Genomic DNA, 24,995 nt, shown 5'->3' with positions numbered 1-24,995 from the left:
TTACAGGAAAAATCTCTCTATTAAGCATGATAACATAGACTGCCAGAAAAAAAGCAGCACTCAAATTCTATTATTATACAACATTTGTTACCTTTTGAACAATGAATGCCAGTCTTTTCAATTTATGTGCAAATTTCATTTTCGCCTAAAAATGACAAAACACGTTCATTGACATAATCCGGCTGCTCCAGAGGTAACAGGTGTCCCGCGTTCTTAACCATTTCCGTCTGAATCCCCGTAACCAATACAGAAGCTCTTTCTAAAGCCATTTGCTGATGGTACATCACCTCATGCTCACCGAACATCACCAGCATCGGAACCGTGATCGACTTTAACTCCGCGTCTGTGAACACGTACGGGAAGCCATTTTCTCTCGGTGTCAGGCTTCTTTTCTCATCCTGCCACTTGACTCCAGCCTTGATCTGCTTTTGCAGCATGGGATGAAGCTGATAGCGGTCAGCTGTCAGCCACTTGATGTAAGCATCAGCCCCGCTCGGCTCACTAAGGCCTGCGGCATATTTATAGACATCCGGATGAAATGATATAAACGCTTCAGCAGGGCTCATGACAACCGCTCGTTCCACTCTTTCAGGCATATCAAGCAGAAAGTTCACTGTATGAAGCCCGCCAAGGGAAAATCCAGCCAGATGTGCTGTCTTAAGTCCAAGCGAATCAAAAACATCTTTCAGCCAGTGAGCGCAATCAGCTCTCGTATCCAGAGAGGCTGATGGTATACTTTTATTTTTGTCTCCTATTATATCGACTGCATATGTACGATATTGACCGCTCCACTCGGCGATATTCGGATACCACATGACAGAGCTGAAGAGCCCTCCGTGAAGCAGTACAAGCGAAGGTGCGTCCTTTGGCCCACTTGCCATGATATGTGTTTTTCCGAAACGAGTAGAAACATAGAAAGCTTCCGAATCAATCGGCCACAAAGAAAGGCTTTCATCATAAGCCTGGTAAAAGCATGTACCGCCTTCAGCCGCGGCAAGCTGCATCGAATCCTGTTTCATCTTTTTCTTTTTCCTCCGACTTTCATTTATATATAGAGAAAGGAGACTGCCCTTTCTTGTAAGAAAAAATACCCATTCTTATTATCTCATATAACAATTTTCCAGTATATAGTTTGATCATATACGAAGATCAATAAAAAAAAGACGCTCTTCCTAAACTTGAAGGAAAACCGTCTATTCTTTAAAGACTAATGGAATAACCTTATCTTTTTTGTCCTTTGTTAATGACACTTGATGTGTCACAGACGCTTCATTCTTCGTTAAGGCAATGGAGTATTCGCCCTTTTTCCCGGTATCCCATGTGATGTCTCCGTTTTTGTCTGTCAAACCGAGAATCTCACCGATCTCTGTATTCGGCTCCTGATCTGATGCCGGCGCTTTGACAATCGTCACTTGAACGCCTTCCATCGGTAACCCGGCATCGTCTTCCACATGAAGGGTCACAGGGATCGTTGTTTCTTTCTGAGCAGAATCTGAGTGCGCCTGAGAGCTGCATCCGCATAAAAACAAAATAGAAAGGAAAACGGCCAGTTTGCCGTATTTATTGCTTTGCCCAATATTGTATATTGTTAAATACATCATTCGTCACCCTTGTTCCCAAGTTATATGACGATCCTCCGTTGGTATGGATTGCAATGGCCGTCTGCCCCGTATCACTATAATTGCGGTAAACAGGCGAGCCGCTTTGGCAGCCGTACGTATCAGTTGTATAGGTCAGCTTATACGTTTCCGCAGAGCGAATCGGCTTTGTATCAGACCACATGGTGCCGAAAGTCTTGTCACACGGATATCCTGTAACTGATGTAGAAAGGCCGACGGGGCTGCTGCTGTTTGTTGTTCTATAGCCATACCAGCCAACCGTGTTGCCAGGAGAACCATTTAGTTTTATTGCACCGTAATCATAATTGGTATCTTTGCTTTCCGTCCATCCTTTAACGGAGTAAAACATCGTGCCGGAATAAGTGCCGTATGGATACGATGAACCATTGCGGCCCGGCGCAGCAGTTATCGAAGAAGCCCACCCGTGATCCTGGCTGTACACACAATGTCCGGCCGTTACCACAGTATTCGGGTTCACTAAAAAGCCTGTGCATCCATAAGTGCTTGAAGTATTGGGATATTTGATTGATAGCTGAACCGTTGCTCTGTAAGGGAAAGACGTAGTGCCTGAGATTCTGACGCGTTCATCAGATCCAATTACACTTGAAGGCTTTAAGGATTTAATGTTTTTTTCTGATTCTATGAGCTCGTGTAATGTTTTGCTTGTTTTTCCGGTTCCTTCATAAGAATCAGAAACCAATTCCGCTTTCGACGTCTGGTTATTGCTGACTTCAGCTTCCTTTCCCGTATTGGAGACAGAGGTTTGCGGGTTCTCCGCCGCTTCTGCCGGCGTTCCGAAAGATACCGCCGCTGCCGTTGCCAAACACAAAATCATAAACCCTGCAAAGCATTTTTTTCTGAATCTTGAGACTACTCTCATTTTAGTCATCCCCCTCCTTTTGTGTCAACCAGCCTTTTCATTGGAAGACTTTTACATTATAATCAAAAATTTGATTCTTATGATACAATTTTTGGCGGGATGATAAAAAAACGGGCCATGTATCAAGACAAGGCCCGTCTGTTTCATGTCTATTGAATCGATAGTTGATCCAGCGCTTTCTTCGCGTTCTCTCGTGCTTTTCCAACAGTGTCAGCCGCAGAAAGCGCAACCGCCATACGGCGTCCGACCTTCGTTATCGGCTTTCCAAACACGCGCACTTGTGTCTTTGGCACTGCCAGCGCGTTTTCCAAACCTTCAACAGTGTAATCCGCTGACTCTTCCGGTGCTTTGAGGGGCCGGCTGGCGCCTGGAGAAAGCTGTGTGATTTCTGTAATCGGAAAGCCGAGAATCGCCCGGACATGCAGCGCGAATTCCGACAAATTTTGCGTCACCAGCGTCACAAGACCTGTATCATGCGGTCGAGGAGACACCTCACTGAAATACACCTTGTCTTTCGCAAGGAAAAGCTCAACACCAAACAGACCGTACCCGCCAAGCTCATCAGTAATGGTTTTCGCAATATGCTTCGCCTCTTCAATTTGCTGCTCTGTCATATGATGAGGCTGCCATGATTCGATATAGTCTCCATCCTTTTGCTCATGGCCGATCGGCGCACAAAATACCGTACCGTTCACTGCACGCACAGTTAAGAGTGTAATCTCTGATTCAAACGGGATAAACTCCTCGACGATCACGCGTCCGTTCTTCACTCGTCCACCTTCCATCGCCGTCTCCCAGCAGCTCTCCAAGTCCGCTTCCGAGCGGCATACGCTTTGGCCTTTTCCTGAGGAACTCATCAACGGTTTGACGACACAAGGAAAGCCGATATGGGCTGCCGCCTGTACAAATTCTTCATATGTATTCGCAAATTCATAGCCTGCCGTCGCAAGCCCGAGCGTTTCTGCCGCAAGCCGCCTGATGCCTTCCCGATCCATCGTCAGCTTTGCTGCACGCGCATTTGGGATCACGTGAAATCCTCCCTCTTCAAGCTTCAGCAATTCATCCGTCGCGATTGCCTCAACCTCAGGCACAATCAAATCAGGTTTTTCTTTCTCAATAATGTGTCTGATCTGCTCACGATCCAGCATGTCAATGACATAGCTTTTATGCGCCACCTGCATCGCCGGAGCATGCTCGTAGCTGTCTACCGCCACCGTCTCTACCCCGAGACGCTGGGCTTCAATCACAACTTCTTTCCCCAGTTCACCTGAGCCTAACAACAAAACCTTCTTTGATTGATACATCTTTGCCCCTCCTATCTGTTCAAAAACCATTATAACTGAAATATTCAAAAAATAAATTTCGCAATAAAAAAGCTAAAATAAGAAAACCCTTATTTTAGCTTATGATTCCAATACATTGATTGCCGCCACAACATCCGCTTCACAAAAAGAACCCATCAAACATAACGATTCTTCCGGCGTGCATGCATGAGCCGCAATGACTTTCTTCGCTTGCTCTTGATCCTTATGGATGCCTAAATCACTCAGTTTCACCGGGAAGCCAAGCTGCTGATAAAACGGAATCAGCTCTTCAATTTCCTGATTTCTCTTCTCAAGCGCAAGCTGAATCAGTATGCCGTACGCCACCTTTTGTCCGTGCAGTACATGATGGGTTTCCGGGATAAAACTCAGACCGTTGTGAACCGCATGGGCACCCGCCATCCTGCCGAAGCGTCCGGCATAACCGCCTACAGTTCCTGCCAATGTAATAATGGTTTCTGCTACAGCTGTGAAAGAAGCCGAGGTTTCCCCTCTCTCAAGGCTTTCAACAGCCTTAAGGCTTTCCTGCAGCAAAAGATCACGAATATAGACAGACTGCCTAAGCCCTGCTTCGACCATTAATGAAACAGGCTCCTTCGTATTTCTGATAATGGCTTCCGCTTCATACCACTTCGCAAGCGTGTCGCCAATTCCGCTTTTGACATATTCGATAGGAGAAGAAAGCAGCAATAACGGATCAACGAGCGTCAAATAGCTGGAACGTTTATGATAATCGACTCGAATAAAGTTGCCTTCTTGATCATAGATCACGCTCAGCGGCGTGCTTGCCGCGCAAGTTCCCGGGATTGTCGGAACAGTTATGACTTCAATATCCAAATGATCTGCGACGGCTTTTGCTGTGTCTAACACCGTTCCGCCGCCAATCCCGATCATGAGATCAGCAGATGCCGCTTGTTCCGCAATCTCCCTTATTGCTTCAGGCGAGCTGTACCCTTTATGCTGAATCACTCTCCACTCTGGCGGAATCGCAGCATACTTTTGAAACGCCTCATACGACTTGATGCCCGTTACAACAACAGGATGCTTCCATTCCTTCACAAATGCCGGCAGCTCTTTTACAATTCCTTGTTTGCATATGTATTGATTCGGACCGCTTCGGACGATATCTTCTGGCTGCATCTCTCATCTCTCCTCCATTTTTTCATCAATCATCTCACTCTCCTTCAAATGGTGTCAATCCGCTTTCCCCGCAAACCACCCGCCAATGGCATAAGCGCTGAAAAACAGTGCAACCCCTGAAAATCCTGCCTCATAGAGCAGTTCCTCCACTATGCGGGAACTGGATGAGTACTCATGCTATGGAATCCACCCTGGGAAAGGTTAGTGGCAAAAAAATGTTCATCCACGCTTACATCTGTCATTGACACAAGGACGAATTGACTTCTCCATCAATCGAAGCCATCAAAAATGGCGCTTCTTTTATTAAACTATTAATATTCCTTTGATAATTAATGTTGGGCATTTTATTAGTACTTCACAAAGCTAATAGCGAAACATAACGTTAGCAGCAGGTAATGTAAATCACCTGCTTTCTCCTTGTCCTGCAGCAACATCATACAAGAAATCCCCAAAATTCATGCTACACTTAACCCAAGACCACCACACCGACAGGAGGCATCCCATGCAAAACGAAACCCGAACACTGCACCTTGACCCGCACCTTAATATAGAAGCCTACCGCTTCAAGGGGATTATGCAAAAATTCCCGAATCACTTTCACGATTATTATGTGATTGGTTTTATTGAAAAAGGGCAGCGATACCTGGCCTGTCAAAATCAAGAATATATCATCAATCCAGGTGATCTTCTTCTCTTTAACCCCCGTGACACGCACAGCTGTGAGCAGATTGACGGGCGCACGCTCGATTATCGGTGTATCAATGTGATGCCGGATGTCATGAAGAAGGCGGTGGAAGAGATTACTGGCGCCGGGCATCTCCCTTATTTCTCCCACCATGTGTTATTCCGCCATGAGCTGACATCCAGTCTGCAGGAATTGCACATTCTGATTTCCAAGGAAAGGCAGGCTTTGTGCAAGGAGGAGCTGTTTCTTCATTTACTGGAAGAGCTGATCCGCCGTTATTCAGACGTTACATTCCTCAACAGCATTCCTGAACCATCCGACGAAGTCAAAATGGTTTGCGGATTTCTAGAAGAACATTATGCCGAGAACGTCACGCTCAATGATTTGAGTGAACTAACAGGCTGGAGCAAATATCATTTATTGCGTTCATTTACAAAACAAAAAGGAATTACGCCTAATAGCTACCTGGAGACAATCCGGATTAATCAAGCGAAAAAACTCCTTGAACAAGGGGTTAGACCGATTGATGCTGCATTTCAGACAGGATTCAGCGATCAGAGCCATATGACGAAGTTTTTCAAACGACAGGTGGGGCTGACGCCGAAGCAATACATGAAGATTTTCGAAAGGGAGTTTCAAAAATGAGCATTCAACGAGAAACTGCCGGCCATACAGCGGCAATTGTGACCATTTTGATTTGGGGTACGACCTTTGTTTCGACAAAAGTTCTGCTGGCTGACTTTACTCCGATGGAAATATTATTTTATCGGTTTTTGATCGGCTTTATTGCTCTGATCCTTGTACGTCCTAAAATGATCCCGTTCAAAAGCTTGCGGCAGGAGCTGTTGTTCGCCGGAGCAGGTTTATTTGGCGTGACCTTATACTTTCTATTAGAAAATATAGCGCTCACGTATACATACGCATCCAATGTTGGCATGATTGTGTCCATTATTCCGATGATCACTGCGGTTCTGGCTCATTTTCTGCTTGAAGGGGAAAAACTGCAGCTGACTTTTTTCATCGGATTCGCTGCAGCGCTGATCGGGCTTTTATTGATTACTTTCAACGGTAATGTCGTGCTTCACCTGAAGCCGCTCGGGGACATCTTAGCCGCCGCAGCCGCTCTCGTGTTTGGATTTTATTCGATATTTATGAAGAAATTAAGCGCTCACCGTTATCACATCATCGAGCTGACACAAAGAGTATTTTTGTACGGTTTGCTGTTTATGATTCCCGCTTTATTCTTGTTTGACTTCCATCTTGACCCGAGCCGCTTTTCAACCGCTTCAAATGTACTCAACATGCTTTACCTTGGCATCGGCGCTTCCGCCTTATGCTTTGCCACATGGAATTACTCGGTCAGCGTGCTCGGCGCCGTGAAATCCAGCGCTTATATTTACATGGTGCCGGTTATCACAATCATCTCTTCCATCATGATTCTGCAGGAAAAAATGACATGGATTGCTCTTCTGGGAGGGGCGCTTACACTGTTAGGACTTTACATTTCAGAGCTGAAACCGAAAGCGAAATGGAAAGAGAAACGGGTTTAAAAAAGATGCCGTATCGGTATCCTTTTTTATTTCGTCCTACGTTTGCCACCTATAGATGAACGCGATCAAAAGAATGGAGGAATCGAAATGGATGAAATGGTTTTAATCACACAGCAGTGGCTGAACGAGACGTACAGGGGCAAACATGGGTATAACCCAGTAGAAGAAAGCGGGAAAACTGGGTGGGATACGATCTACGGTCTGACTCGGGCGCTTCAAATTGAACTAGGTATCTCAGAGCCAGCTGATAACTTCGGGCCGACAACACAGCGCTTATTTAAGCCTCTTAAACGCCAAGCTCCAGATTCAAAACCAAGCAACATGAATTTTATTTTACAGGGGGCTTTATGGTGCAAAGGCTTTAATCCCGGCGGTTTTACAGGCGTTTTTTATGAAAAAACGGAAAATGCAGTGAAGGAGTTTCAGAAAGCTGCAGGACTGACAACTCAGGATGGAATTGTCACCACCTTGATTATGAAAGCCTTATTGGACATGAGCGCATTTAAGCTAGTATCAGGGGGCGATTCAAGAATCCGTCAGATTCAACAAAACTTAAACCGGGACTACAATGACTATATCGGTTTAATGCCTTGTGACGGACTGTATGCCCGCGATACCAACAAGGCCCTTATTTATGCTTTGCAAAAAGAAGAAGGTATGAGCACAAGTGTCGTCAATGGATTTTTCGGAAACGGCACAACAAGCTTATGCCCTACTTTAACTCCCGGTGATTCAAGAACAGGCTTTGTTTTAATTGTTCAGTACGCCCTTTATTGCAACGGAAAATCATTCGACCCTGGTGAGTTTGACGGCAAATATGGCGTCGGTGTTGTTTCAGCCGTTAAAGCATTTCAAGAGTTCATGTGCCTGCCACAAACAGGTTATGCAGATATGCCGACCATTAAAGCTTTATTATCAAGCTCAGGAGACACAACACGCGCCGCTTCAGCTTGTGATACCGCTACTATTTTAACTGCTGAAAAAGCCCAAACACTGCGGAATAACGGTTATAAAACAGTTGGCAGATATTTGACCGGAAATGTGCGGACAAGCAATGGACTCACATCAAAAGCCCTGACGTCTGAAGAACTTGCAGTTATTTTTGATGCCGGATTAAAGGTCTTTCCGATTTATCAAGACGGCGGCTATGAATCTTCTTACTTTGTAAAAGACCAAGGAACAAGAGATGCTTACAGTGCGGCATCAGCAGCTCGCAGACTAGGCTTCCCATCCGGAACGACCATTTATTTTGCTGTCGATTTTGATGCCTACGATTATGAAGTGACAGATAAAATTATTCCTTATTTCCAGGAAATCAAGTCAGCTTTTGCGAAAATGCAGACATTTTCTACTGCGCCTAAATACGAAATAGGCGTATACGGACCAAGAAATATTTGTATCCGAACCCAAGAAGCACGACTCACAAAGTATAGTTTTGTGGCAAATATGTCAACTGGCTTCAGCGGCAATCTCGGTTATCCAATGCCGCAAAACTGGGCTTTCGATCAATTTTATGAAGGAACAATCGGAAGCGGTTCTGGAAGCATCGGGATTGATAAAGACGGCTTTTCAGGAAAAGACTCTGGAGTAAGCCATGTAAATCCGCCGTCTGATCCGGTATATGATGCAAGACTGCGTACACTGACAGACATTTTATCTACCATTCCAGCTTTAGAAAATCTATCAGGTCTCGCAAACGCGATGTTTGAATTTGATACGACAGAAACCATTTTCACATCACCAGAGTTGGATATTATTCTATCCACATCACTTCTGGCAACCATACCAAGTGAAGGCTCACCAAACACAATTACCATTACAAATGGTAAACCAGGTGCCTATATTACGGGTTTATTGGGCGATACCCAAACGTCTCTCACTGCGTCACAAATTGATTCTTATCAAAACCTTTTAAATAGCCTCAGCTTATCAGTACGTAATGGATTTTTAGAAATTTATGTGAACCCGACAGCTCAATCATTAAATATTCAATTTAAAATCTATACTCCTGATATTCCAGTAGGTGACAGTGCTACAACTGGACTTACGACTACGATTACGTTTAAAATAAAACAGAAGCACTTTAGATTACCAGATTCGGAAGAAGAAGTGTACACACCAAATTGGGATACTATTGTAAACAACATGCTGCTGGTAGGTACAGGTATTATTGTAGTTGTAGGTATTGGTGCTTTAGTACTCTTAGCACCTGAGGCAGGAGCAGCGGCAGCACTGTTCGGTTCGTTATTAGCAGCTTTTAGATAGTTTTATAATCCATGAATACTCATAGAGTATTCATGGATTTATTTTCAAGGAGGATTCTACATGAAAGTTGATATGCAAACTTATAGGAAAACAGTCAAAAAAATTGAAACTGAATTGTTTCCTGTCAGAAATAATGATAATGAATTATTGACATATCTTATGAAACAAGATTCATTGACATTAAATCAAATGAAAATGTGCTTAACTGAACCTGAACTCACATTCAAGCATTCTATTAAAATCGTATTTTCAGTCACATTAATAACACTATATATATTTTTTTTCAGCACTCATTATAATGACTTGATAGCCATGTCTATACAAATGTTGTTTGCGTTAATCGGCTTGTTTTGGATTGTTGCATCTTTTGCAAATGCTAAAAGAATTCAAATCTCCCAAAACTTCAAACAAAAATCCGAAAACACCCGCATTGTCGGTATGATCGACTTCGTATTAGAACAAAAATACAAAAAAAGCATCTCTGAATAATCCTCTCCAGAGATGCTTTTTCTCACTTACACCTTCTCCATCACAGCCGCACTGTCACGATTCATCGCCGCAGGCTCCCTCAGCATCACGTTCATCACGCTTGCAAGCACAAGCATTCCAATCGATAAATAAAAAGCCAGCGTATACTCACCTGTTACGGTATAAATGACGCCGGGCACATATGCTCCGAGGGCAGAGCCGATCTGATGGGCAAGTGACAGCCAGCCGATCATGAGGCCGATCGAGTAATTTTGAAAGTACTGGGTGGCGAGCATTTGCGTCGGCGCTACCGTTGCAAAGTCCACTAATCCAAACAGAACCGCAAAGCCTAAAAGCAGGTAGGGTTCGTGGCTGTAAATCAGAATCACAATCGACAGCGCGCGCACCGCATATAAAAAACAGAGGATTTTCCGGCTGCTCCACCGATCCGCTATGATTCCGGACAGTAAGATACCAGCGATATTAAAACCGGCCAGCAGACTGACAGCGGCGCTCGTAACAGTCGTAGAAAAACCGTGATCATGAGAAAAGGGAATCAAATGGGTATCCATCAGCCCGACGGTCGTAAAGCCGCAGATTAAAAATGGAAGGACCAACAGCCAAAACTGCCTCATACGAAACATCGCGGTTACTGAGCCTGCTTTGGTTTTTGATCCTGATTCAAACTTCTCCTCAGCAGCCCCGCCGATCGGCTCTTCATTTTTTTCTGAAGGATGATTTCGCAGCAATAAAAGGGCTGCCGGAAGGACAACGACCATTAACAGCAACCCCAATGCCACAACCGTCAGCTTCCAGCTAAACCAATGGATCAGCATAAGCGAGCCGGGAACCAGCAGCATTTGCCCCGCTCCAAAGCCCGCTTCCATGATTCCAAAGGCAAGGCCGCGCTTTTTGCTGAACCAATTCACCACCAGCACACTTGTTGCTACATTCGACGCTCCGCCAACTCCGAGTGACACCCCCAACCCGTAAAGCAGAAAGAGCTGCCACGGTGAAGTGATAAAACATGTCGAGAAAATGCTGATCCCGGTCAGTAACGTGCTCCATGATAAAACCGCCCGTGCGCCCCATCTGTCCACAAGCCGCCCGATTACAGGCTGCGATATCCCGTAAACGATAAAGCTCAGCGTTGAAATCAGCGAGATGGTGCCCCTATCCAGCGAAAACTCCCGCTCCCAAGGCTCGACAAACGCACCAAACGACAGGCGCACACCTTGTACGGCCAATAAAATCAAAAAGGTGATAAAAACGATGATCCAAGCATAGTGGAGTCTTTTCATGACAGCTCTAAATCCCATCGTTCTTCTGTCAGATGCTGTCCCCATAATGGCGTTTCTTCTTTCACTTCACTCAGTCTGAATCCAAATTTCTCGTAAAGCGGACGGGCTTCAGCCATACTGCTCACTGTCCAAAGAAAAATCCGTTCAAACTTCCTCTCTCTGCTATATGTAACGAGATGCTCAAGCAGTTTCGTGCCCAGCCCTCTGCCTCGAAACGCGGCATCAACCAAGAACCATCTCAGCTGCACCGTCTTTTTATCTTGTTTGACCAATCCCACACAGCCTGCAAATTTTCCGCCGCTTTCCGCGATCCATATCTTTTCAATTTCCGCGTCAAATGTCTCATGGAGATAAGCTAAAAATGTATCATCCCAGCCATGAGTCTCTGCATAAAATTGCCTTTGCTTTTCAATGAGAAGGTGAATATCTTCCGAAAGATAATAATCTCTGATTGAAATGCCTGATGACCTGGATGAGAGCGACTGAGACAATATGGCTTCAATCTCCTCCATAGCCGTCGCAAGCTTGTGCTGCTCTTCGTCATCGATTTCCTTCAGCATCAGCTCAACCTGTTCATTTGCTTTCTTCTCAAGCTTTTTATAAATGGCTTCCCCCGTTTCCGTCACATAGATATAATGATGGCGGGCATCAGCTTTGCTCTTCTCTTTATAAATCAAACCTTCTTTTTCAAACTGTTTCAGCATTCTGCTGACATATCCCCGGTCAAGCCCCAGCTTATCCTGAAGATCTTTCGCCGTACAATTTGGCGTATTGTAAATCTCAAATAAAATCCGTGTCTCCGTTAAGGAAAACGGACTGTCATAAATGTGTTCGTTAAGGAAGCCAAGAACATTCGTGTAAAAACGATTGAACTTTCTGAATTTTAAGCCCGTTGCTGATTCATTGGTTTTCAAACTTCTCCCCACTTTCTTATATCGTTGATTAAAGCAATTATAATCACATATAGTTGCCATAGTCAACGATATATCAAAAAAGCGGGGCGAAAATTTTATTTTCCAGATGCCTTCCTCTTCCTCAACACCTTCAATGTAATATACGATAAAATCAGCGAAAACAAGCTATAGACAACGGCCCATCCCAAAAAAGATTGATTAAAAACCGTAAACGTAAGCACGAGAGAAATGATCAAGCTAACTAACGGCATCATATATACATTTTTACAAACATAAGTCCCGGCGACCGATAACACAATAATTGCTAACGGTAAAATGCCGAATGCAATATCTAATGTATCCACCTGCAACAGCCTCCCCCCAGATTTTTATGTTATTTGTAAAAAAACATAACTACCAAAAGGATAACATTTACTTTTTCACACAATTTAAAATTACCCGTTTACATTCACTCCAGACTATGATAATTTAAGAAAGCGCTATCACGATAAGTTAATAGCTTGGATGGAGATGAGGAGAGCCAGGAATTCCACCCCTTTTGACAAGGGGGTGTTTTCTGGCTCTTTTTGTTTTTCAGAAAGGAGGGCACGCTACACATCCAACACAAACAGCAAAGGGGATGATTTGATGTTTCACTTATTTAAACCGGCTCCGCACATTGAGAGACTGGATGATTCAAAGACGGATGCGGCTTATAAACGGCTCAGGCTGCAGGTATTCTTAGGTATTTTTATCGGCTACGCAGGCTATTACCTGCTGCGGAAAAACTTTGCTTTTGCCATTCCTTATCTGCAGGAACAAGGGTTTTCAAAAACCGAGCTTGGATTGGTGCTGGCCGCCGTATCCATTGCGTATGGCTTTAGCAAATTTATTATGGGCATGGTGTCCGACCGCTGCAATCCGAGGTATTTTCTCGCGACAGGCTTATTTTTATCTGCAATTGTAAATATTCTTTTTGTTTCTATGCCCTGGGTAACTTCGAGCGTCACCATCATGTTTATTTTTATGTTTATCAATGGATGGTTCCAAGGAATGGGCTGGCCTCCATGCGGCAGAACGATGGCCCATTGGTTTTCTATTAGTGAACGCGGCACGAAGATGTCGATTTGGAATGTCGCTCACAACATTGGCGGCGGGATCCTGGCTCCGCTTGTCACTCTTGGGATTGCTATGTTTGTCACTTGGAAAAGCGTGTTTTTCTTCCCTGCCATTATAGCGATTCTGATTTCATTTTTAATTGTCCTTTTGGTGCGGGATACCCCTCAATCTTGCGGGCTTCCGCCAATTGAAGAGTACCGGAACGACTATCCAAAACACGCTTTCAAAGATCAAGAAAAAGAATTAACGACAAAAGAAATCCTTTTTCAATATGTACTTAATAATAAGTTTCTTTGGTACATCGCATTTGCAAACGTATTTGTTTACTTTGTGCGGTACGGCGTAGTGGACTGGGCGCCTACTTACTTAACAGAAGCCAAAGGGTTCTCTCCTGAAGACTCCCGGTGGTCGTATTTCCTTTACGAATACGCCGGCATACCGGGAACGATCCTGTGCGGCTGGATCAGCGACCGCTTCTTTAAGAGCCGCCGCGCACCGGCAGGCGTTCTGTTTATGGCAGGTGTTTTCATTGCCGTATTGGTGTACTGGCTGAATCCGGCCGGCCATCCGCTGGTAGACAACATCGCTCTGATCAGCATCGGCTTCTTAATCTATGGACCTGTGATGCTCATCGGTCTGCAAGCCATTGATCTTGCTCCGAAAAAAGCAGCCGGAACTGCAGCTGGTTTGACCGGGTTTTTCGGATACATCGGCGGGTCTGCTTTCGCAAACGCGATTATGGGATTTGTCGTTGACCGATTTGATTGGAACGGCGGCTTCATCATGCTGATCTCATCTTGTATACTGGCCATCGTGTTCTTGGCTTTGACATGGAATACGGGAAAACGGGCGGAGCATGTTTAAGAAAAAATTATAAAAGATTAATATTTTTCCAACATGCCATTTACATCCGTTTTCTAACATAAAAGCTGTTACTGCTTGTTCATAAGGAGGAAGAAAAGATGAGAAAAAATAGATTACTAGCTTTGGTTCTGCTATCTTTTGGTTTGCTGTCGTTTATGGTTACACCAGTTTCAGCAGCCTCAAAAGGAAACCTGCTGTCTCCTGACCGTATCCTGACAGTCGCGCACAGAGGGGCTTCCGGATATGTGCCTGAGCACACGATCCTGTCTTACGAAACCGCTCAGAAAATGAAAGCCGATTATATTGAGTTGGATTTACAGATGACAAAAGACGGGCAACTCATTGTTATGCACGATGAAAAACTGGACCGCACCACAAACGGCACGGGCTGGGTGAAGGATCATACGCTCGCGGAGATCAAGAAACTTGATGCCGGCTCTTGGTTTAATGAAGCTTACCCGGCAAAAGCGAAGCCGCAGTACGCCGGCCTTAAAGTTCCTACATTAGAAGAGGTATTAAACCGTTTTGGCAAACATGCGAACTATTACATTGAAACAAAATCGCCTGACACCTATCCAGGCATGGAGGAAAAACTGATTGCTTCCTTACAGAAGCATAAACTGCTAAGCAAGCATTCAAAGCGCGGCCAAGTGATCATCCAATCGTTCAGCAAAGAAAGCCTGTTAAAAATTCATCAATTACAGCCTAACCTGCCGACTGTTCAATTGATGGAAGCAAAGCAAATCGCTTCAATGACAGATGCTGATTTGGAAGAAATCAAAACCTACGCTGTCGGCGCAGGTCCGGATTATAAAGCGTTGAATGCAGAAAATGTCCGCATGATCCGCAGCCACGGTCTGCTTTTGCATCCTTACACAGTCAATACAGAAGCAGATATGCGCCGCCTGCTGGACTGGGGAGTTACCGGCGTATTTACCAACTATCCGGATGTATTTCATCATGTGAAAAAAGACTACAAAAAAAGCTTTGAATCCTAGGATTCAAAGCTTTTTCTCATCATTTTTCCTCAAGTACAGCCTGCGCAATATTCACCGCATGATCGCCGATACGCTCAAGATTACTGATCATATCAACAAATACGATACCCGCTTGCCCTGTGCACAGTCCTTCATTTAGACGGATAATATGCTTTTTGCGAAGCTTTCGTTCCATCTTGTCAATTTCATCTTCTTTTTCAATGACATGAGCAGCAGTTTGCTCATCATTGTGGTGCAGAGCCTCCATTGATGCCTTCACAGTGGAAATTGTTAAATCCATCATGTCCGTTAAGTCCGTCATGGCTGATTCAGTAATGACGACACGGTGTGCCTGCTGATATTCAATCAATTCAATCACATTTTCAAAATGATCGCCGATTCTCTCAATATCTCTGACAGTATCCATCAGCATGTGATGCTCCTCAGATTCGTGATCTGAAAGGGAGCTCGATGAAAGCTCAATCAAATAATCGGTAATTTTCCGGTCGAGATTGTTGACCGCATCCTCTATCTGATAAGCATTTGCCGCGTATTTCGGCTGTTTTGTCACTAAGAATTGTTTTGTGACTTCCAGCCCCTGCACCGCAAAGTTCCCCATTTGCAGCACTTCTTCCTTCGCTTGTCCGAGAGCAATAGATGGAGATTGCTCGATAAAAATCGGATCAAGATGCGACTTGTATTCCACCATTGAATCCTTGCCTGGAATCAGTTTTGTCACAATCAAAGCCAATAACCCGACAAAAGGAAGCTGTATGATCGTATTGGACGTATTAAAGATTCCGTGGGCAAATGCAATCGTCATTTTAGGATCAAGCCCTATCGAAGCCTGAAGCCATAAGATCAAAGCAGTAAACGGCTTGAGCAAAATCAGGAAAATTGTTGTCCCGATTAGGTTAAACAGTACATGAGTAGCCGCAGCACGTCTCGCTGCAACAGATGCTCCAAGAGACGCAAGCACCGCGGTTATCGTCGTCCCGATATTGTCCCCGAATAACACTGGCAGCGCGCCGTTAATATCAATCAGACCATCTGCAAATAAACCTTGCAGAATACCGATGGTGGCACTGGAGCTTTGCACGAGAACCGTAAACAAAGTGCCGATGACGACACCGAGAACCGGATTTGAACTCATATTGACTGTTAAATCATGAAAGGCCTCAAGGGAACGGAGCGGTTTCATGCCGCCGCTCATTAACTCTAATCCATAAAACAAAGCCCCGAACCCAAACACAATCTGACCCGCATTTTGCATATTTTTATGCTTAAAGAAAAACAGTAAAAATCCGCCGACAGCAATAATCGGCAACGCATAGGCCCCTATATCGATTCCGATAATAAAAGCGGTAACCGTTGTACCAATATTGGCGCCCATAATGACCCCGATCGCCTGCCTCAGCGTCATAAAACCTGCACTCACAAGGCCGACGGTAATAACAGTCGTTCCGGAACTGCTTTGTATCAAAACTGTCACAATTATACCCGCTAACACGCCCATCAGCGGATTGCTTGTAAAGCGGTCTAAAATATTTCTTAATCTATCTCCAGCCGATTTCTGAAGCCCGTCTCCCATGAACTTGATCCCAATCAGGAAAATACCAAGTCCCCCCAGAAATTCGAACAGTAATGTTTGTAAGTCAATCCCCAACATGTTCACCTCTATTTAGACATTATTCAGCAAACTCTCTTGATTATGTTTCAAGTTCATATGATTGTAAACAAGTCGCCTGACAAATTTACAATAACTTAACAATAAGTAAGAAGGACCCCAACCGCATTTACATTGGTGTAATATTTCGCGATAACCATGACTTGTTGACTAAAAAAACCTTGTGCTCTCAGCACAAGGTTTTCTCCATTTATTCTTTTCCCGCAGCAGCTTCTGACTGTGCGCTTATCAGCTGGCTATTAATCTCCTTCGCATCTTTCAAATACTCTGTCTTGAATCCGCTCTTTAGCGCCCACACATAGAAACCGAGCGATACAAAGGCAATCAAGGCCATATCCCAGCCATACGTAATGACGTTCAGACCGCCAAATTTGTCACTGCCCAAATAGGAAATCATCATCATGACAAGCAGGTAAAACACCATCCATATGCCAGCTTTAAAGTTTTGGCCAAATCCTTTCCATTTCGCCTTGGCCTGGTAATAGAAATAAATCGGAAGTCCGATCAAAATAATAAACAGAACCTGCCCTGTTAACGGCCAGCGCGCCCAATACAGCACGAGCGACGCAAAGATAAATCCAAGCGGCGCAATCACGCTTAAGCCTTTTAATCGAAGAGGCCTGTACAAATCCTTCCCTGTCCGTCTCAATGTCATCACTGTAACCGGACCTGTGATATAAGAAATTAACGTGGCTACAGAAATAATTTCCGCTAACACACCCCATCCTCTGAACAGGAACAAAAAGATAAACGAAACAATCAAGTTAAAAAACATCGCTTGGCGCGGAACTCCGTAAATCGGATGAAGCTTGCCAAACACGCTCGGCATATATTTGTTCTTCTCCATTCCGTAAATCATGCGGGAAGTCGTCGCCGTATACGTAATACCTGTTCCGGAAGGTGACACAAAAGCATCCGCATATAATACGATGACAAGCCAGTTAATATTTAATGCAATCGCCAAATCAGCAAAAGGAGAATTAAAATTAAGGTGGCTCCAGCCGTGAGCGATATCAGACGGATTCACCGCTCCGATGAAAGCAATCTGCAGCAGCACATAAATGACTGTCGCAACTAACAGAGAACCGACAACCGCAATCGGAATCGATTTCCCGGGATTTTTGGCTTCTCCCGCCATATTGATCGGGCTTTGAAATCCGTTAAACGCAAATACGATACCTGAAGTCGCAACCGCAGTCAGAACACTTGCCCAGCCATTCGGTGCAATGCTTTGTCCCGCTGTAAAGTTTTCTCCATGAAATCCGACAAAGAGCAAAGCGCCAATTGTCAGTCCTGGAATAATGATTTTAAAAATCGTAATTAATGAATTCGCTTTCGAAAACAAATTGACTGTCCAGTAGTTCAGCAGAAAATAAATCAGAAGCAAAACAGAAGCGAACACCAATCCTTCTCCTGTCAGCGTTCCGTTTTTCACCAAACTGCTTGTCCATTTCGCCCATTCCCATGGCCACGAACTCATATATTGAACAGAGGCTACAGCTTCAACAGGAATAACGGATACAATTGCAATCCAGTTGGCCCAGCCTGCAATAAATCCGATAAACGAACCGTGTGAATATTGCGTATATTTCACCATTCCTCCTGCCTCAGGGAACATAGAACCTAATTCACTGTAAGAAAGAGCAATAAATAAAATAACAATCATGCCGATAACCCATGAAATAATAGCAGCAGGCCCCGCAATTTGGGCAGCGCGCCACGCCCCAAATAACCAGCCTGACCCGATCATCGACCCGAGCCCGACCATCATAAGGGCAAACGTTCCCATTCTTCGATGTAACTGATTCATATCGTAAACACCTTTCATGTATGATGACATTCTGTTGCTAAGTTATATTATTATTCTGATTACTTTACTTTGTCAATATTTATCGAATGATAACTAAAATAATAAAAAATCAATGTATCTCGCCTTCCAATATAGGAATTTAGTAACTAGCTTCACCTAAAATAGAATTTACTGTAAAACAATTGATAAAATACACAGAGGTTTAGCCTTAAGCAGAACGGGAATGATACAGGAAACATTATTTTTAAAATAGAAAGGAGTTTTTACCATGAAACAAAAGCTGTTACTTTCCGGTCTCGCTGTTTCAACTGTCGGCATCACTTCTTATCTATTAAAAGACCCGTCAAACCGCCAAAAGGCAAGAGAATTCATTCACAGCATGAAAATGAAGATAACAAAACAACCAGACATGGAAACGTTCCCAGTCGATAAAGCCGGTCACCCGCACCCGCATGACATTGAGGACAACAAAATGGTATCCGAAGGCTCCATGTATCCTGTTCAATACTACGATGAAAAAAAGAAGTAATCAAAAAGCTCTCTTCGAAAAAGAAGAGAGCTTTTATATTTAGCTTTTCCGTCTAATGCTGCTCATCACAAAACCGCTTTCAGGCAATGACGGCATTCTGGCAAGACTGTAATGCAGCGATTGTTTTGGCACGTCATATTCAACCTGATTCACGAGAAAATCCAGGCTCGCTTTCATCACTTCAATGGTAATCCCTTCCCCCGGACAGCGGTGACCCTTCTCCGCGTTGCCCCCGCCTTGAGGGATGAAATCAAACGGATTGTCCTCCCGCTCTTTAAATCGCTCAGGCCGGAACTCATCAGGCCTGTCCCACATACGGGGATCATGATTCGTTCCATACACATCAAGCAGCACTGATGCACCCTTTTTAAACTCGCAGTCATTCCATATAAAATCTTTTTTGACAACGGCTCCTAAAAACGGCCCAAAGGGATAAAATCTGCGCACCTCCTGCACAAACATTTCTCTTTCCTCACTGCCTCCAGAACGAAGCCATTCCTTATACTTCGGGTGTTCATGCAGCGCCAACGCTGAAAATGAAATAAAGTAAGCTATCGCTATAATCGGACGCAGCACATTAATGAGCTCAATGGCTGCCATGCGGGCATCAAGCCGGCTTCCATTCTCTTGTGTATAAAAAGCCATTTCATGCAGCGCTGATCCATTTTCTGTTTTCAGCCTGCCGCCGCGGATCTCTTCAATCATTTTTTCAATCCACTCTTCTGTTCGGGGTCTTGCTCTTCTTCCCTTCCAATGCCGCGGTCCCACAGCACCGAACGCGTCTACCATATCAATGAAATCGTCCGCTCTCTCTTTCACTTCCGTTTCCTTCAGCGGAACACCCGCCCAATAGCAGGCCACCCGGCATAAGATTTCTTTCGCTTCATCAAACAACACAACCTGATCCGCCATTTCCCAGCTTGTTACAACCGCTTCCCACTGCTCTGTCATCAGCTCAGCCAGCCGTTTTTGATGGGGCGGTGTCATTAATGACAGAAAAAGCAGCTTCCGATGAATATGAGCGTCGCCATCCATTGTCTGGATTGCATTGACGCCAAACAGCGATTTCTGCACTCGTTTCGGGAGAGCACCCTGCCGCTGAAACCGTTCGGTATCATAAAATACCTTCGCAGCCTCCGCGCCGCTCATACAAATAAATGTTTTTCCAAGCAAGCGTGCCTGGAACAAATCCGAATGGTAATGCTCTTTTCTATTCTTTATAAACAAATATCCTTCTCGCATCAAAGCCACACTGTTATCGAGGCTTTTGTCATGTGGAATCTGCTCATTCATCCCGCAACCCTGCCTTCCTTTTTTACTTCTGTTTTCACGTTATCTCACGAAGATAAACCCCATTACAGTATTTGCTTCCAAGCATTTTTTCATTACTTTTAAAGGTAGAAAAGCAGAAATGGAGAAAAGATAGATGATCAAAACAAAGGGGAGATCAAAATGAAGAAATGGATATATGCTTTTCTTGTGCTGGTCATTGCCGTGACAGGAGGTTTGTCCGTTCATGCAAAAGCGCCCGCCAATGAAACAAAAAAGCACCTGAATGTCAGCCGAATGAATGTGGATAAGGAGTTCAAGGGTACTGACGGAACCTTCATCCTTCATGATCTAGAAAAGGATAAGACATTTGTCTACAACAAGGAACGGGCCAACCAAAGACAAACTCCGCAATCTACCTTTAAAGTGACCAATGCTTTAATCGGCTTGCAGGTAAAAGCTGTCCGGGATGAATACGATGTCAAACGCTGGGATGGCGTCAAACGCGAATTCGAATCATGGAACCGCGACCATACACTTGGCTCAGCCATGCGGGAATCTGCCATCTGGTATTACCAGGCATTAGCGAGGGACATCGGCGAGGAAAGAATGAAAGCATGGCTTCATACCCTGTCTTACGGAAACGAAGATATCAGCGGCGGAATCGACCAGTTTTGGCTGCAAAGCTCTCTGACAATTTCTCCGTTGGAACAAGAAGCCTTTATGGAGAAGCTTTACAAAGAGAAGCTCCCGTTTGACAAAACGGTCATGAAAACGGTCAAACGCATGATGATTCAAGAAGAAGGAGATCATTATACGCTTTACGGTAAAACCGGAACCCGCCTGACAGACATGGGATTAGGATGGTTTGTCGGATTCATCAAAACAAATCACGGCTCCTATACGTTTGTCACCAATGTTGATGACTCCGGTACAACAGCCAAAAACATCACAATTGATATTCTAAAAAAATATGGCCTGATCACTTCATAAATGAATGAGCCCTGCCAACGTACAGGGCTCTTAAATGTCATGCTCAAAGCAATAATGATTCACAAGCTCTTCAATCAAATCATGATCCGGGTAATCACCGTTAAACTCGAATTCAATTTCTTCAACAAATTCTCCATGATGATACACGTGGATCGCCCCATTTTGCCGGACGACACTAAACTCCGGCTGAAACGTATATCCGCTTCGTTCAATCGCACCCAATTTCATTCCCGCCTTTCTCAAAGCAGTAATTCATACACCTCATTTAATTCCTTGGCCCGTTTTTGATCCTGTTCGTCTTGGGCATACTTAATTTCCTTTTCCAGCACCTGATTCAAATATGACATCTCATCGTCATCCAAATCCTTTACAAACTCCTCTTCATTGGCATAGCGCTTCGCCAGCATCTTCTTGCAAATCCGCAGACAGACTTCGTTTTCAAGATGATTTGAAAGTGACTCGCGCAAATAACCGAGTGTAACATCCATAGTATAAGCACCTTTCCTTTGCGTTCTATATCCTATAGGTTGCTGAAATGAGAAAAATCCATACGCAAAAAATGAAAAAAGAGACATCAGTCAATGTCTCTTTTTCCTTTATTATTCAGCTGCTTGATTTCTCTTTGTAAGATCCGCCTGCACGCGCTTCCCAATTCCAAAAGCATAATAACTGATGACCACAAGAGCTAAGAAAATAACCCCTACAATTAGAGATATCCGAGTATCATCATTAAACCACATGCCGACAAGAACCATCAGCAAGAAAGCAATCGTCAAATAATTTGTGAAAGGTGCAAACGGCATTTTGAACGGATGTTTATCTAACGCCGCGCCCTTCGCTTTTCTGAATCCGAGGTGGCTGATCAAAATGATAAACCAAGGAATCATCCCCGGCAGCACGCTTGCGCTGTATACATAAACGAAAATCTTCGGCGGCGCAACATAGTTCAGCACAACGCCGACAGCTAATCCGATCAGCACCGCGATTGTGCCATACAGCGGCACACCATTGCGAGAAATCTTCGCAAAGAATTTCGGTGCCTGTCCATTGACACCTAATGTATAAAGCATACGTCCCGCGCTGAAAATTCCGCTGTTGCAGCCTGACATCGCCGCCGTGATAACGACAAAGTTAATAATGCCGGCCGCTGCCGTAATTCCAACTTTAGAAAACGTAGACACAAACGGGCTTCCAAGTGAATTCAGCTCATCCCAAGGATATACCGTCACAATCACAAAAATAGCACCGATATAGAAAATCAAAATACGCCAGATAATGCTTTGAATCGCGTTGCGCAGCGTGTTTTGCGGGTCCTTTGCTTCTCCGGCAGTAATCCCGATCAGCTCAACACCTTGATAAGCCGCAATAACCAGAGACAATGCAAAGAAAAATCCTGAGAAACCGCCCGCAAAGAAGCCTCCGTGAGACCACAGATTAGACAAACCGATAGCATCTCCGCCGTTGCCAAAGCCAAAGAAGATAATCCCGATTCCGGCAATAATCATTAAGATAATCGTCACAATTTTAATCATCGCAAACCAAAACTCAAACTCGCCAAACGACTTAACAGAAATTAAATTCGCCGCACCAAGAATTGCCATAGCTACTATACCAGGTATCCAAGCAGGCAAATCCGGGAACCAATATTTCATATAAGAACCGACTGCGATAATTTCTGACATGCCGACGATAATCCACTGGAACCAGTTGCTCCACGCCGTCATATAACCAGCAAGGGGATGAATGTATTTATGGCCGAATGTTGCAAAAGAACCGGTACTCGGCTCCACATACAGCATTTCACCCATTGCACGCATGATAAAAAAGATAAAAATTCCGCAAATCGCATAAGCCAGAAGGACAGACGGGCCAGTCCATGAAATCGTGCTGGCAGAACCCATAAATAAACCAACACCGATCGTACCGCCCAAGGCAATCATCTGAATATGACGGGCGTTCAAACCCCTCTTCAATTCTTTATTTTCCACTCCGCTTCCTCCTCTTAAAAACGAATACATGTACAGCTCAACCGAAATAGGATCAAGGCCGACCAGCCTCCAAAACGTTCTTCATTTCTTATCAAGCTGAAAATATCAGAAAATTCAATCATAAAATTGTTAGATAATCTCCAAAATTACTTATTTCATCATAATAAATTTCTCTGGAAAATACAATTGTTTTTTTCGGGTAAACACTTTCATTCAATGGGTTTGATCTATCACTTTAATTAAAATCTTTTATATGAATATAATGAAATCATGACAATATTGAAAACGATACATGATACAGCTGCTTTCATGAGATGGGCATAAAAAAATAAGCTGTTCACGATGAACAGCTTACCTAATAATTCACGCCGGTTTGACGTTTTAATGTTTCAAGCCACTCAGTATCACCTGTCCCATAGCCCTTGCTTTGCCCCAAATCTCTCAAAGACCCATTCCTGTAGCCAATTGACAGAATGAAATCAGAGATGGCATCATACCCGATTTTCGCAATGTTACTGAGCTGCGAACCATAGTGAGATATAGCATAGGAAGCAGTTTGTTTTTGCATAGGATCATTCTCAAGTTTTTCTTTATATACCTCTAATAGATCTCGTCCGTCAGGTGTGATGTATCGGCCATCGACAACTTCTAAATCCTTCAAATGGTAGCCTGTGACTTCGTACATCTCACGAACTGTTTGGTACTTTTGATACGCCGCTTCGGAATATTGTGCTGAATCGCTGGCCTGGCTCTTCATGATATGTAAAAACAGCTCTTTGCTGTTGTCTCCAGATTGCAGCAATCGCTCAATTTGACCGATGAGCTCCTTGTCGTCTGTTCCGCTCACCTTTACCTTATAATCGATGGGTGTAATGGTAAACGTAAGTTCTGTACCCGCCGGGATTTGAATATGGTTCCGATTCAGGAGCACTTGAAGCTGTTGGTTAACTTGGCTTCGCTGGAACACCTTTGCATTCTCCGATTCCACTTCCCCATTAAACGTAAGATTGCGAAACGCTGCATCCTGGAGGTTATAGTTTTGCGCCTTTCCTTTGAATAGCCATTCTGTTTCATTATCGTAAGCAACCTGTCTTTCTGCAGCTGACAGATCACTTCTGAAATAAGGAGACTTCGAATTTTGATACTTATCCTTTATATAACCTAAAGGATCAGACTTCGTTTTATTTATCGCATTCATCCGGCTGTACTTTTCATCTAGAATTTTGATTCGGATATCGCTCTCAGATTCATAAGGATTATTGGATCGAATCACAGTTTCTTCCACTGTTCGGTCATTTGCTGATTGAAACACTTTGCTGAAAGTCCCGTTGTTCCCCGCTACACTGGTTTTTGAGTAATTGAGCTGATCGATTCCCTTCTCAGAGGACCGTGTCTCAAGCCGGCTGTATGCCTTTTCCAGCACCTCTGCAGATGTACTCCTGCCTTTATCAGCCGAAACCTTTTTCGTGATATTCTGTGCCATGAGCTGGGTGCGGATATATTGACGATCCAGACGCATTCGATTCCCTCCTGAATAATTCTCTCTTCTCTATTTATCGGCAAATCCCTTGTATATATTAACCTATTAAAACATTTATTTACACTTGAAACTTCATTATGTATGATGGAAAAAAAA

General features: G+C 44.0%; 22 protein-coding genes and 1 pseudogene. 8 read left to right on the top strand and 15 right to left on the bottom strand.

Annotation, left to right across the window (positions count from 1 at the left end; all coding sequences use genetic code 11):
- Positions 1–122 precede the first annotated feature (122 nt).
- The 5 genes from UJ203_RS15225 to UJ203_RS15205 all read right to left on the bottom strand — a co-directional run bounded on the left by UJ203_RS15225 (position 123) and on the right by UJ203_RS15205 (position 4,961).
- Complete coding sequence (locus tag UJ203_RS15225) at positions 123–1,019, bottom strand: alpha/beta fold hydrolase (protein ID WP_305934674.1); 897 nt, start codon at positions 1,017–1,019, stop codon at positions 123–125.
- Between the two features lie 174 nt (positions 1,020–1,193).
- Positions 1,194–1,598: a DUF2606 family protein gene (locus UJ203_RS15220; RefSeq protein WP_322012010.1), complete on the bottom strand. Its 405-nt coding sequence runs from the start codon at positions 1,596–1,598 to the stop codon at positions 1,194–1,196.
- Positions 1,561–2,499 (bottom strand): serine protease, encoded by a 939-nt coding sequence (locus UJ203_RS15215; protein WP_322012008.1) that lies wholly within the window; start codon positions 2,497–2,499, stop codon positions 1,561–1,563. The genes UJ203_RS15220 and UJ203_RS15215 overlap by 38 nt, the downstream gene beginning before the upstream one ends.
- Positions 2,500–2,648: 149 nt before the next feature.
- The gene (gene purT / locus UJ203_RS15210) at positions 2,649–3,803 is read right to left on the bottom strand and encodes a phosphoribosylglycinamide formyltransferase 2 (protein ID WP_322012006.1); all 1,155 of its coding nucleotides are present in this window, start codon (positions 3,801–3,803) and stop codon (positions 2,649–2,651) included.
- A 99-nt stretch (positions 3,804–3,902) separates the two neighbouring features.
- A complete protein-coding gene (locus UJ203_RS15205) occupies positions 3,903–4,961 on the bottom strand; it encodes an iron-containing alcohol dehydrogenase family protein (RefSeq protein ID WP_305934677.1) in 1,059 nt (352 codons plus the stop codon).
- A 502-nt stretch (positions 4,962–5,463) separates the two neighbouring features.
- Here UJ203_RS15205 and UJ203_RS15200 point away from each other — a divergent pair.
- The 4 genes and pseudogenes from UJ203_RS15200 (at position 5,464) to UJ203_RS15185 (ending at position 9,950) form a co-directional block, all read left to right on the top strand.
- Complete coding sequence (locus tag UJ203_RS15200; RefSeq protein ID WP_322012003.1) at positions 5,464–6,291, top strand: AraC family transcriptional regulator; 828 nt, start codon at positions 5,464–5,466, stop codon at positions 6,289–6,291.
- A pseudogene (locus UJ203_RS15195) lies at positions 6,288–7,251 on the top strand (DMT family transporter). Before UJ203_RS15200 ends, UJ203_RS15195 begins: the two are co-directional and overlap by 4 nt.
- Positions 7,252–7,283: 32 nt before the next feature.
- On the top strand, positions 7,284–9,461 hold the full coding sequence (locus tag UJ203_RS15190; protein WP_322011999.1) for a glycoside hydrolase domain-containing protein: 2,178 nt from the start codon (positions 7,284–7,286) through the stop codon (positions 9,459–9,461).
- Positions 9,462–9,521: 60 nt separating this feature from the next.
- The gene (locus UJ203_RS15185) at positions 9,522–9,950 is read left to right on the top strand and encodes a hypothetical protein (RefSeq protein WP_127696106.1); all 429 of its coding nucleotides are present in this window, start codon (positions 9,522–9,524) and stop codon (positions 9,948–9,950) included.
- 26 nt (positions 9,951–9,976) lie between these two features.
- Here UJ203_RS15185 and UJ203_RS15180 read toward each other — a convergent pair whose 3' ends face one another.
- The 3 genes from UJ203_RS15180 to UJ203_RS15170 all read right to left on the bottom strand — a co-directional run bounded on the left by UJ203_RS15180 (position 9,977) and on the right by UJ203_RS15170 (position 12,488).
- A complete protein-coding gene (locus UJ203_RS15180) occupies positions 9,977–11,230 on the bottom strand; it encodes an MFS transporter (RefSeq protein ID WP_322012407.1) in 1,254 nt (417 codons plus the stop codon).
- Positions 11,227–12,144 carry a helix-turn-helix domain-containing GNAT family N-acetyltransferase gene (locus UJ203_RS15175; RefSeq protein ID WP_322011994.1) on the bottom strand — a complete coding sequence of 306 codons (918 nt, stop codon included), beginning with the start codon at positions 12,142–12,144 and terminating at the stop codon, positions 11,227–11,229. Before UJ203_RS15175 ends, UJ203_RS15180 begins: the two co-directional genes overlap by 4 nt.
- A gap of 95 nt (positions 12,145–12,239) precedes the next feature.
- Positions 12,240–12,488, bottom strand: coding sequence for a YbeF family protein (locus tag UJ203_RS15170; RefSeq protein ID WP_322011992.1), 249 nt, complete (start codon positions 12,486–12,488; stop codon positions 12,240–12,242).
- A 283-nt stretch (positions 12,489–12,771) separates the two neighbouring features.
- On the opposite strand from UJ203_RS15170, the gene glpT reads away from it, so the two are divergent.
- Positions 12,772–14,106, top strand: a complete 1,335-nt coding sequence (gene glpT, locus UJ203_RS15165; protein ID WP_024120054.1) for a glycerol-3-phosphate transporter — start codon at positions 12,772–12,774, stop codon at positions 14,104–14,106.
- Positions 14,107–14,204: 98 nt separating this feature from the next.
- Complete coding sequence (locus tag UJ203_RS15160) at positions 14,205–15,104, top strand: glycerophosphodiester phosphodiesterase (RefSeq protein ID WP_202852394.1); 900 nt, start codon at positions 14,205–14,207, stop codon at positions 15,102–15,104.
- 19 nt (positions 15,105–15,123) lie between these two features.
- Here the strand turns inward: UJ203_RS15160 and UJ203_RS15155 are convergent, their stop codons facing one another.
- Together UJ203_RS15155 and UJ203_RS15150 are read right to left on the bottom strand one after the other, a co-directional pair.
- Positions 15,124–16,749, bottom strand: coding sequence for a Na/Pi cotransporter family protein (locus UJ203_RS15155; RefSeq protein WP_396022370.1), 1,626 nt, complete (start codon positions 16,747–16,749; stop codon positions 15,124–15,126).
- Positions 16,750–16,960: 211 nt separating this feature from the next.
- Entirely contained in the window at positions 16,961–18,580 is a 1,620-nt protein-coding gene (locus UJ203_RS15150) for an APC family permease (protein WP_322011984.1), read from the bottom strand.
- A gap of 268 nt (positions 18,581–18,848) precedes the next feature.
- On the opposite strand from UJ203_RS15150, the gene UJ203_RS15145 reads away from it, so the two are divergent.
- Positions 18,849–19,109 carry a hypothetical protein gene (locus tag UJ203_RS15145; RefSeq protein ID WP_024120051.1) on the top strand — a complete coding sequence of 87 codons (261 nt, stop codon included), beginning with the start codon at positions 18,849–18,851 and terminating at the stop codon, positions 19,107–19,109.
- 39 nt (positions 19,110–19,148) lie between these two features.
- Here UJ203_RS15145 and UJ203_RS15140 read toward each other — a convergent pair whose 3' ends face one another.
- Positions 19,149–20,402: a cytochrome P450 gene (locus UJ203_RS15140; protein ID WP_322011981.1), complete on the bottom strand. Its 1,254-nt coding sequence runs from the start codon at positions 20,400–20,402 to the stop codon at positions 19,149–19,151.
- A gap of 159 nt (positions 20,403–20,561) precedes the next feature.
- Here UJ203_RS15140 and blaOXA point away from each other — a divergent pair, with 159 nt between their 5' ends.
- Positions 20,562–21,371, top strand: coding sequence for a class D beta-lactamase (gene blaOXA / locus UJ203_RS15135; protein WP_322011979.1), 810 nt, complete (start codon positions 20,562–20,564; stop codon positions 21,369–21,371).
- 30 nt (positions 21,372–21,401) lie between these two features.
- On the opposite strand, the gene UJ203_RS15130 is transcribed toward blaOXA, so the two are convergent.
- From UJ203_RS15130 to UJ203_RS15115, 4 genes are all read right to left on the bottom strand, one after another.
- Entirely contained in the window at positions 21,402–21,593 is a 192-nt protein-coding gene (locus tag UJ203_RS15130; RefSeq protein WP_044162226.1) for a DUF5370 family protein, read from the bottom strand.
- 17 nt (positions 21,594–21,610) lie between these two features.
- Positions 21,611–21,859 (bottom strand): sigma-G-dependent sporulation-specific acid-soluble spore protein CsgA, encoded by a 249-nt coding sequence (locus UJ203_RS15125; RefSeq protein WP_010332841.1) that lies wholly within the window; start codon positions 21,857–21,859, stop codon positions 21,611–21,613.
- Positions 21,860–21,970: 111 nt separating this feature from the next.
- Positions 21,971–23,359 (bottom strand): amino acid permease, encoded by a 1,389-nt coding sequence (locus UJ203_RS15120; protein ID WP_322011975.1) that lies wholly within the window; start codon positions 23,357–23,359, stop codon positions 21,971–21,973.
- A 355-nt stretch (positions 23,360–23,714) separates the two neighbouring features.
- Positions 23,715–24,878: a DUF4885 family protein gene (locus UJ203_RS15115; protein ID WP_322011974.1), complete on the bottom strand. Its 1,164-nt coding sequence runs from the start codon at positions 24,876–24,878 to the stop codon at positions 23,715–23,717.
- Between the last annotated feature and the right edge of the window lie 117 nt (positions 24,879–24,995).

This window comes from Bacillus sp. V26 (assembly GCF_034296245.1).
Lineage (GTDB): Bacteria > Bacillota > Bacilli > Bacillales > Bacillaceae > Bacillus > Bacillus halotolerans.
The sequence above is the reverse complement of the archived record's forward strand: the minus strand, read 5'-3'. Positions and strand labels throughout refer to the sequence as shown.

What these genes read in the sequence shown, in the direction of transcription:
- UJ203_RS15205 (WP_305934677.1), bottom strand. Translation starts at nt 4,961, where the DNA reads ATGCAGCCAGAAGATATCGTCCGAAGCGGTCCGAATCAATACATATGC.
- UJ203_RS15185 (WP_127696106.1), top strand. Translation starts at nt 9,522, where the DNA reads ATGAAAGTTGATATGCAAACTTATAGGAAAACAGTCAAAAAAATTGAA.
- UJ203_RS15115 (WP_322011974.1), bottom strand. Translation starts at nt 24,878, where the DNA reads ATGCGTCTGGATCGTCAATATATCCGCACCCAGCTCATGGCACAGAAT.
- purT (WP_322012006.1), bottom strand. Translation starts at nt 3,803, where the DNA reads ATGTATCAATCAAAGAAGGTTTTGTTGTTAGGCTCAGGTGAACTGGGG.
- UJ203_RS15220 (WP_322012010.1), bottom strand. Translation starts at nt 1,598, where the DNA reads ATGTATTTAACAATATACAATATTGGGCAAAGCAATAAATACGGCAAA.
- UJ203_RS15125 (WP_010332841.1), bottom strand. Translation starts at nt 21,859, where the DNA reads ATGGATGTTACACTCGGTTATTTGCGCGAGTCACTTTCAAATCATCTT.
- UJ203_RS15160 (WP_202852394.1), top strand. Translation starts at nt 14,205, where the DNA reads ATGAGAAAAAATAGATTACTAGCTTTGGTTCTGCTATCTTTTGGTTTG.
- UJ203_RS15180 (WP_322012407.1), bottom strand. Translation starts at nt 11,230, where the DNA reads ATGAAAAGACTCCACTATGCTTGGATCATCGTTTTTATCACCTTTTTG.
- UJ203_RS15200 (WP_322012003.1), top strand. Translation starts at nt 5,464, where the DNA reads ATGCAAAACGAAACCCGAACACTGCACCTTGACCCGCACCTTAATATA.
- glpT (WP_024120054.1), top strand. Translation starts at nt 12,772, where the DNA reads ATGTTTCACTTATTTAAACCGGCTCCGCACATTGAGAGACTGGATGAT.
- UJ203_RS15150 (WP_322011984.1), bottom strand. Translation starts at nt 18,580, where the DNA reads ATGAATCAGTTACATCGAAGAATGGGAACGTTTGCCCTTATGATGGTC.
- UJ203_RS15215 (WP_322012008.1), bottom strand. Translation starts at nt 2,499, where the DNA reads ATGAGAGTAGTCTCAAGATTCAGAAAAAAATGCTTTGCAGGGTTTATG.
- blaOXA (WP_322011979.1), top strand. Translation starts at nt 20,562, where the DNA reads ATGAAGAAATGGATATATGCTTTTCTTGTGCTGGTCATTGCCGTGACA.
- UJ203_RS15145 (WP_024120051.1), top strand. Translation starts at nt 18,849, where the DNA reads ATGAAACAAAAGCTGTTACTTTCCGGTCTCGCTGTTTCAACTGTCGGC.
- UJ203_RS15140 (WP_322011981.1), bottom strand. Translation starts at nt 20,402, where the DNA reads ATGAATGAGCAGATTCCACATGACAAAAGCCTCGATAACAGTGTGGCT.
- UJ203_RS15190 (WP_322011999.1), top strand. Translation starts at nt 7,284, where the DNA reads ATGGATGAAATGGTTTTAATCACACAGCAGTGGCTGAACGAGACGTAC.
- UJ203_RS15225 (WP_305934674.1), bottom strand. Translation starts at nt 1,019, where the DNA reads ATGAAACAGGATTCGATGCAGCTTGCCGCGGCTGAAGGCGGTACATGC.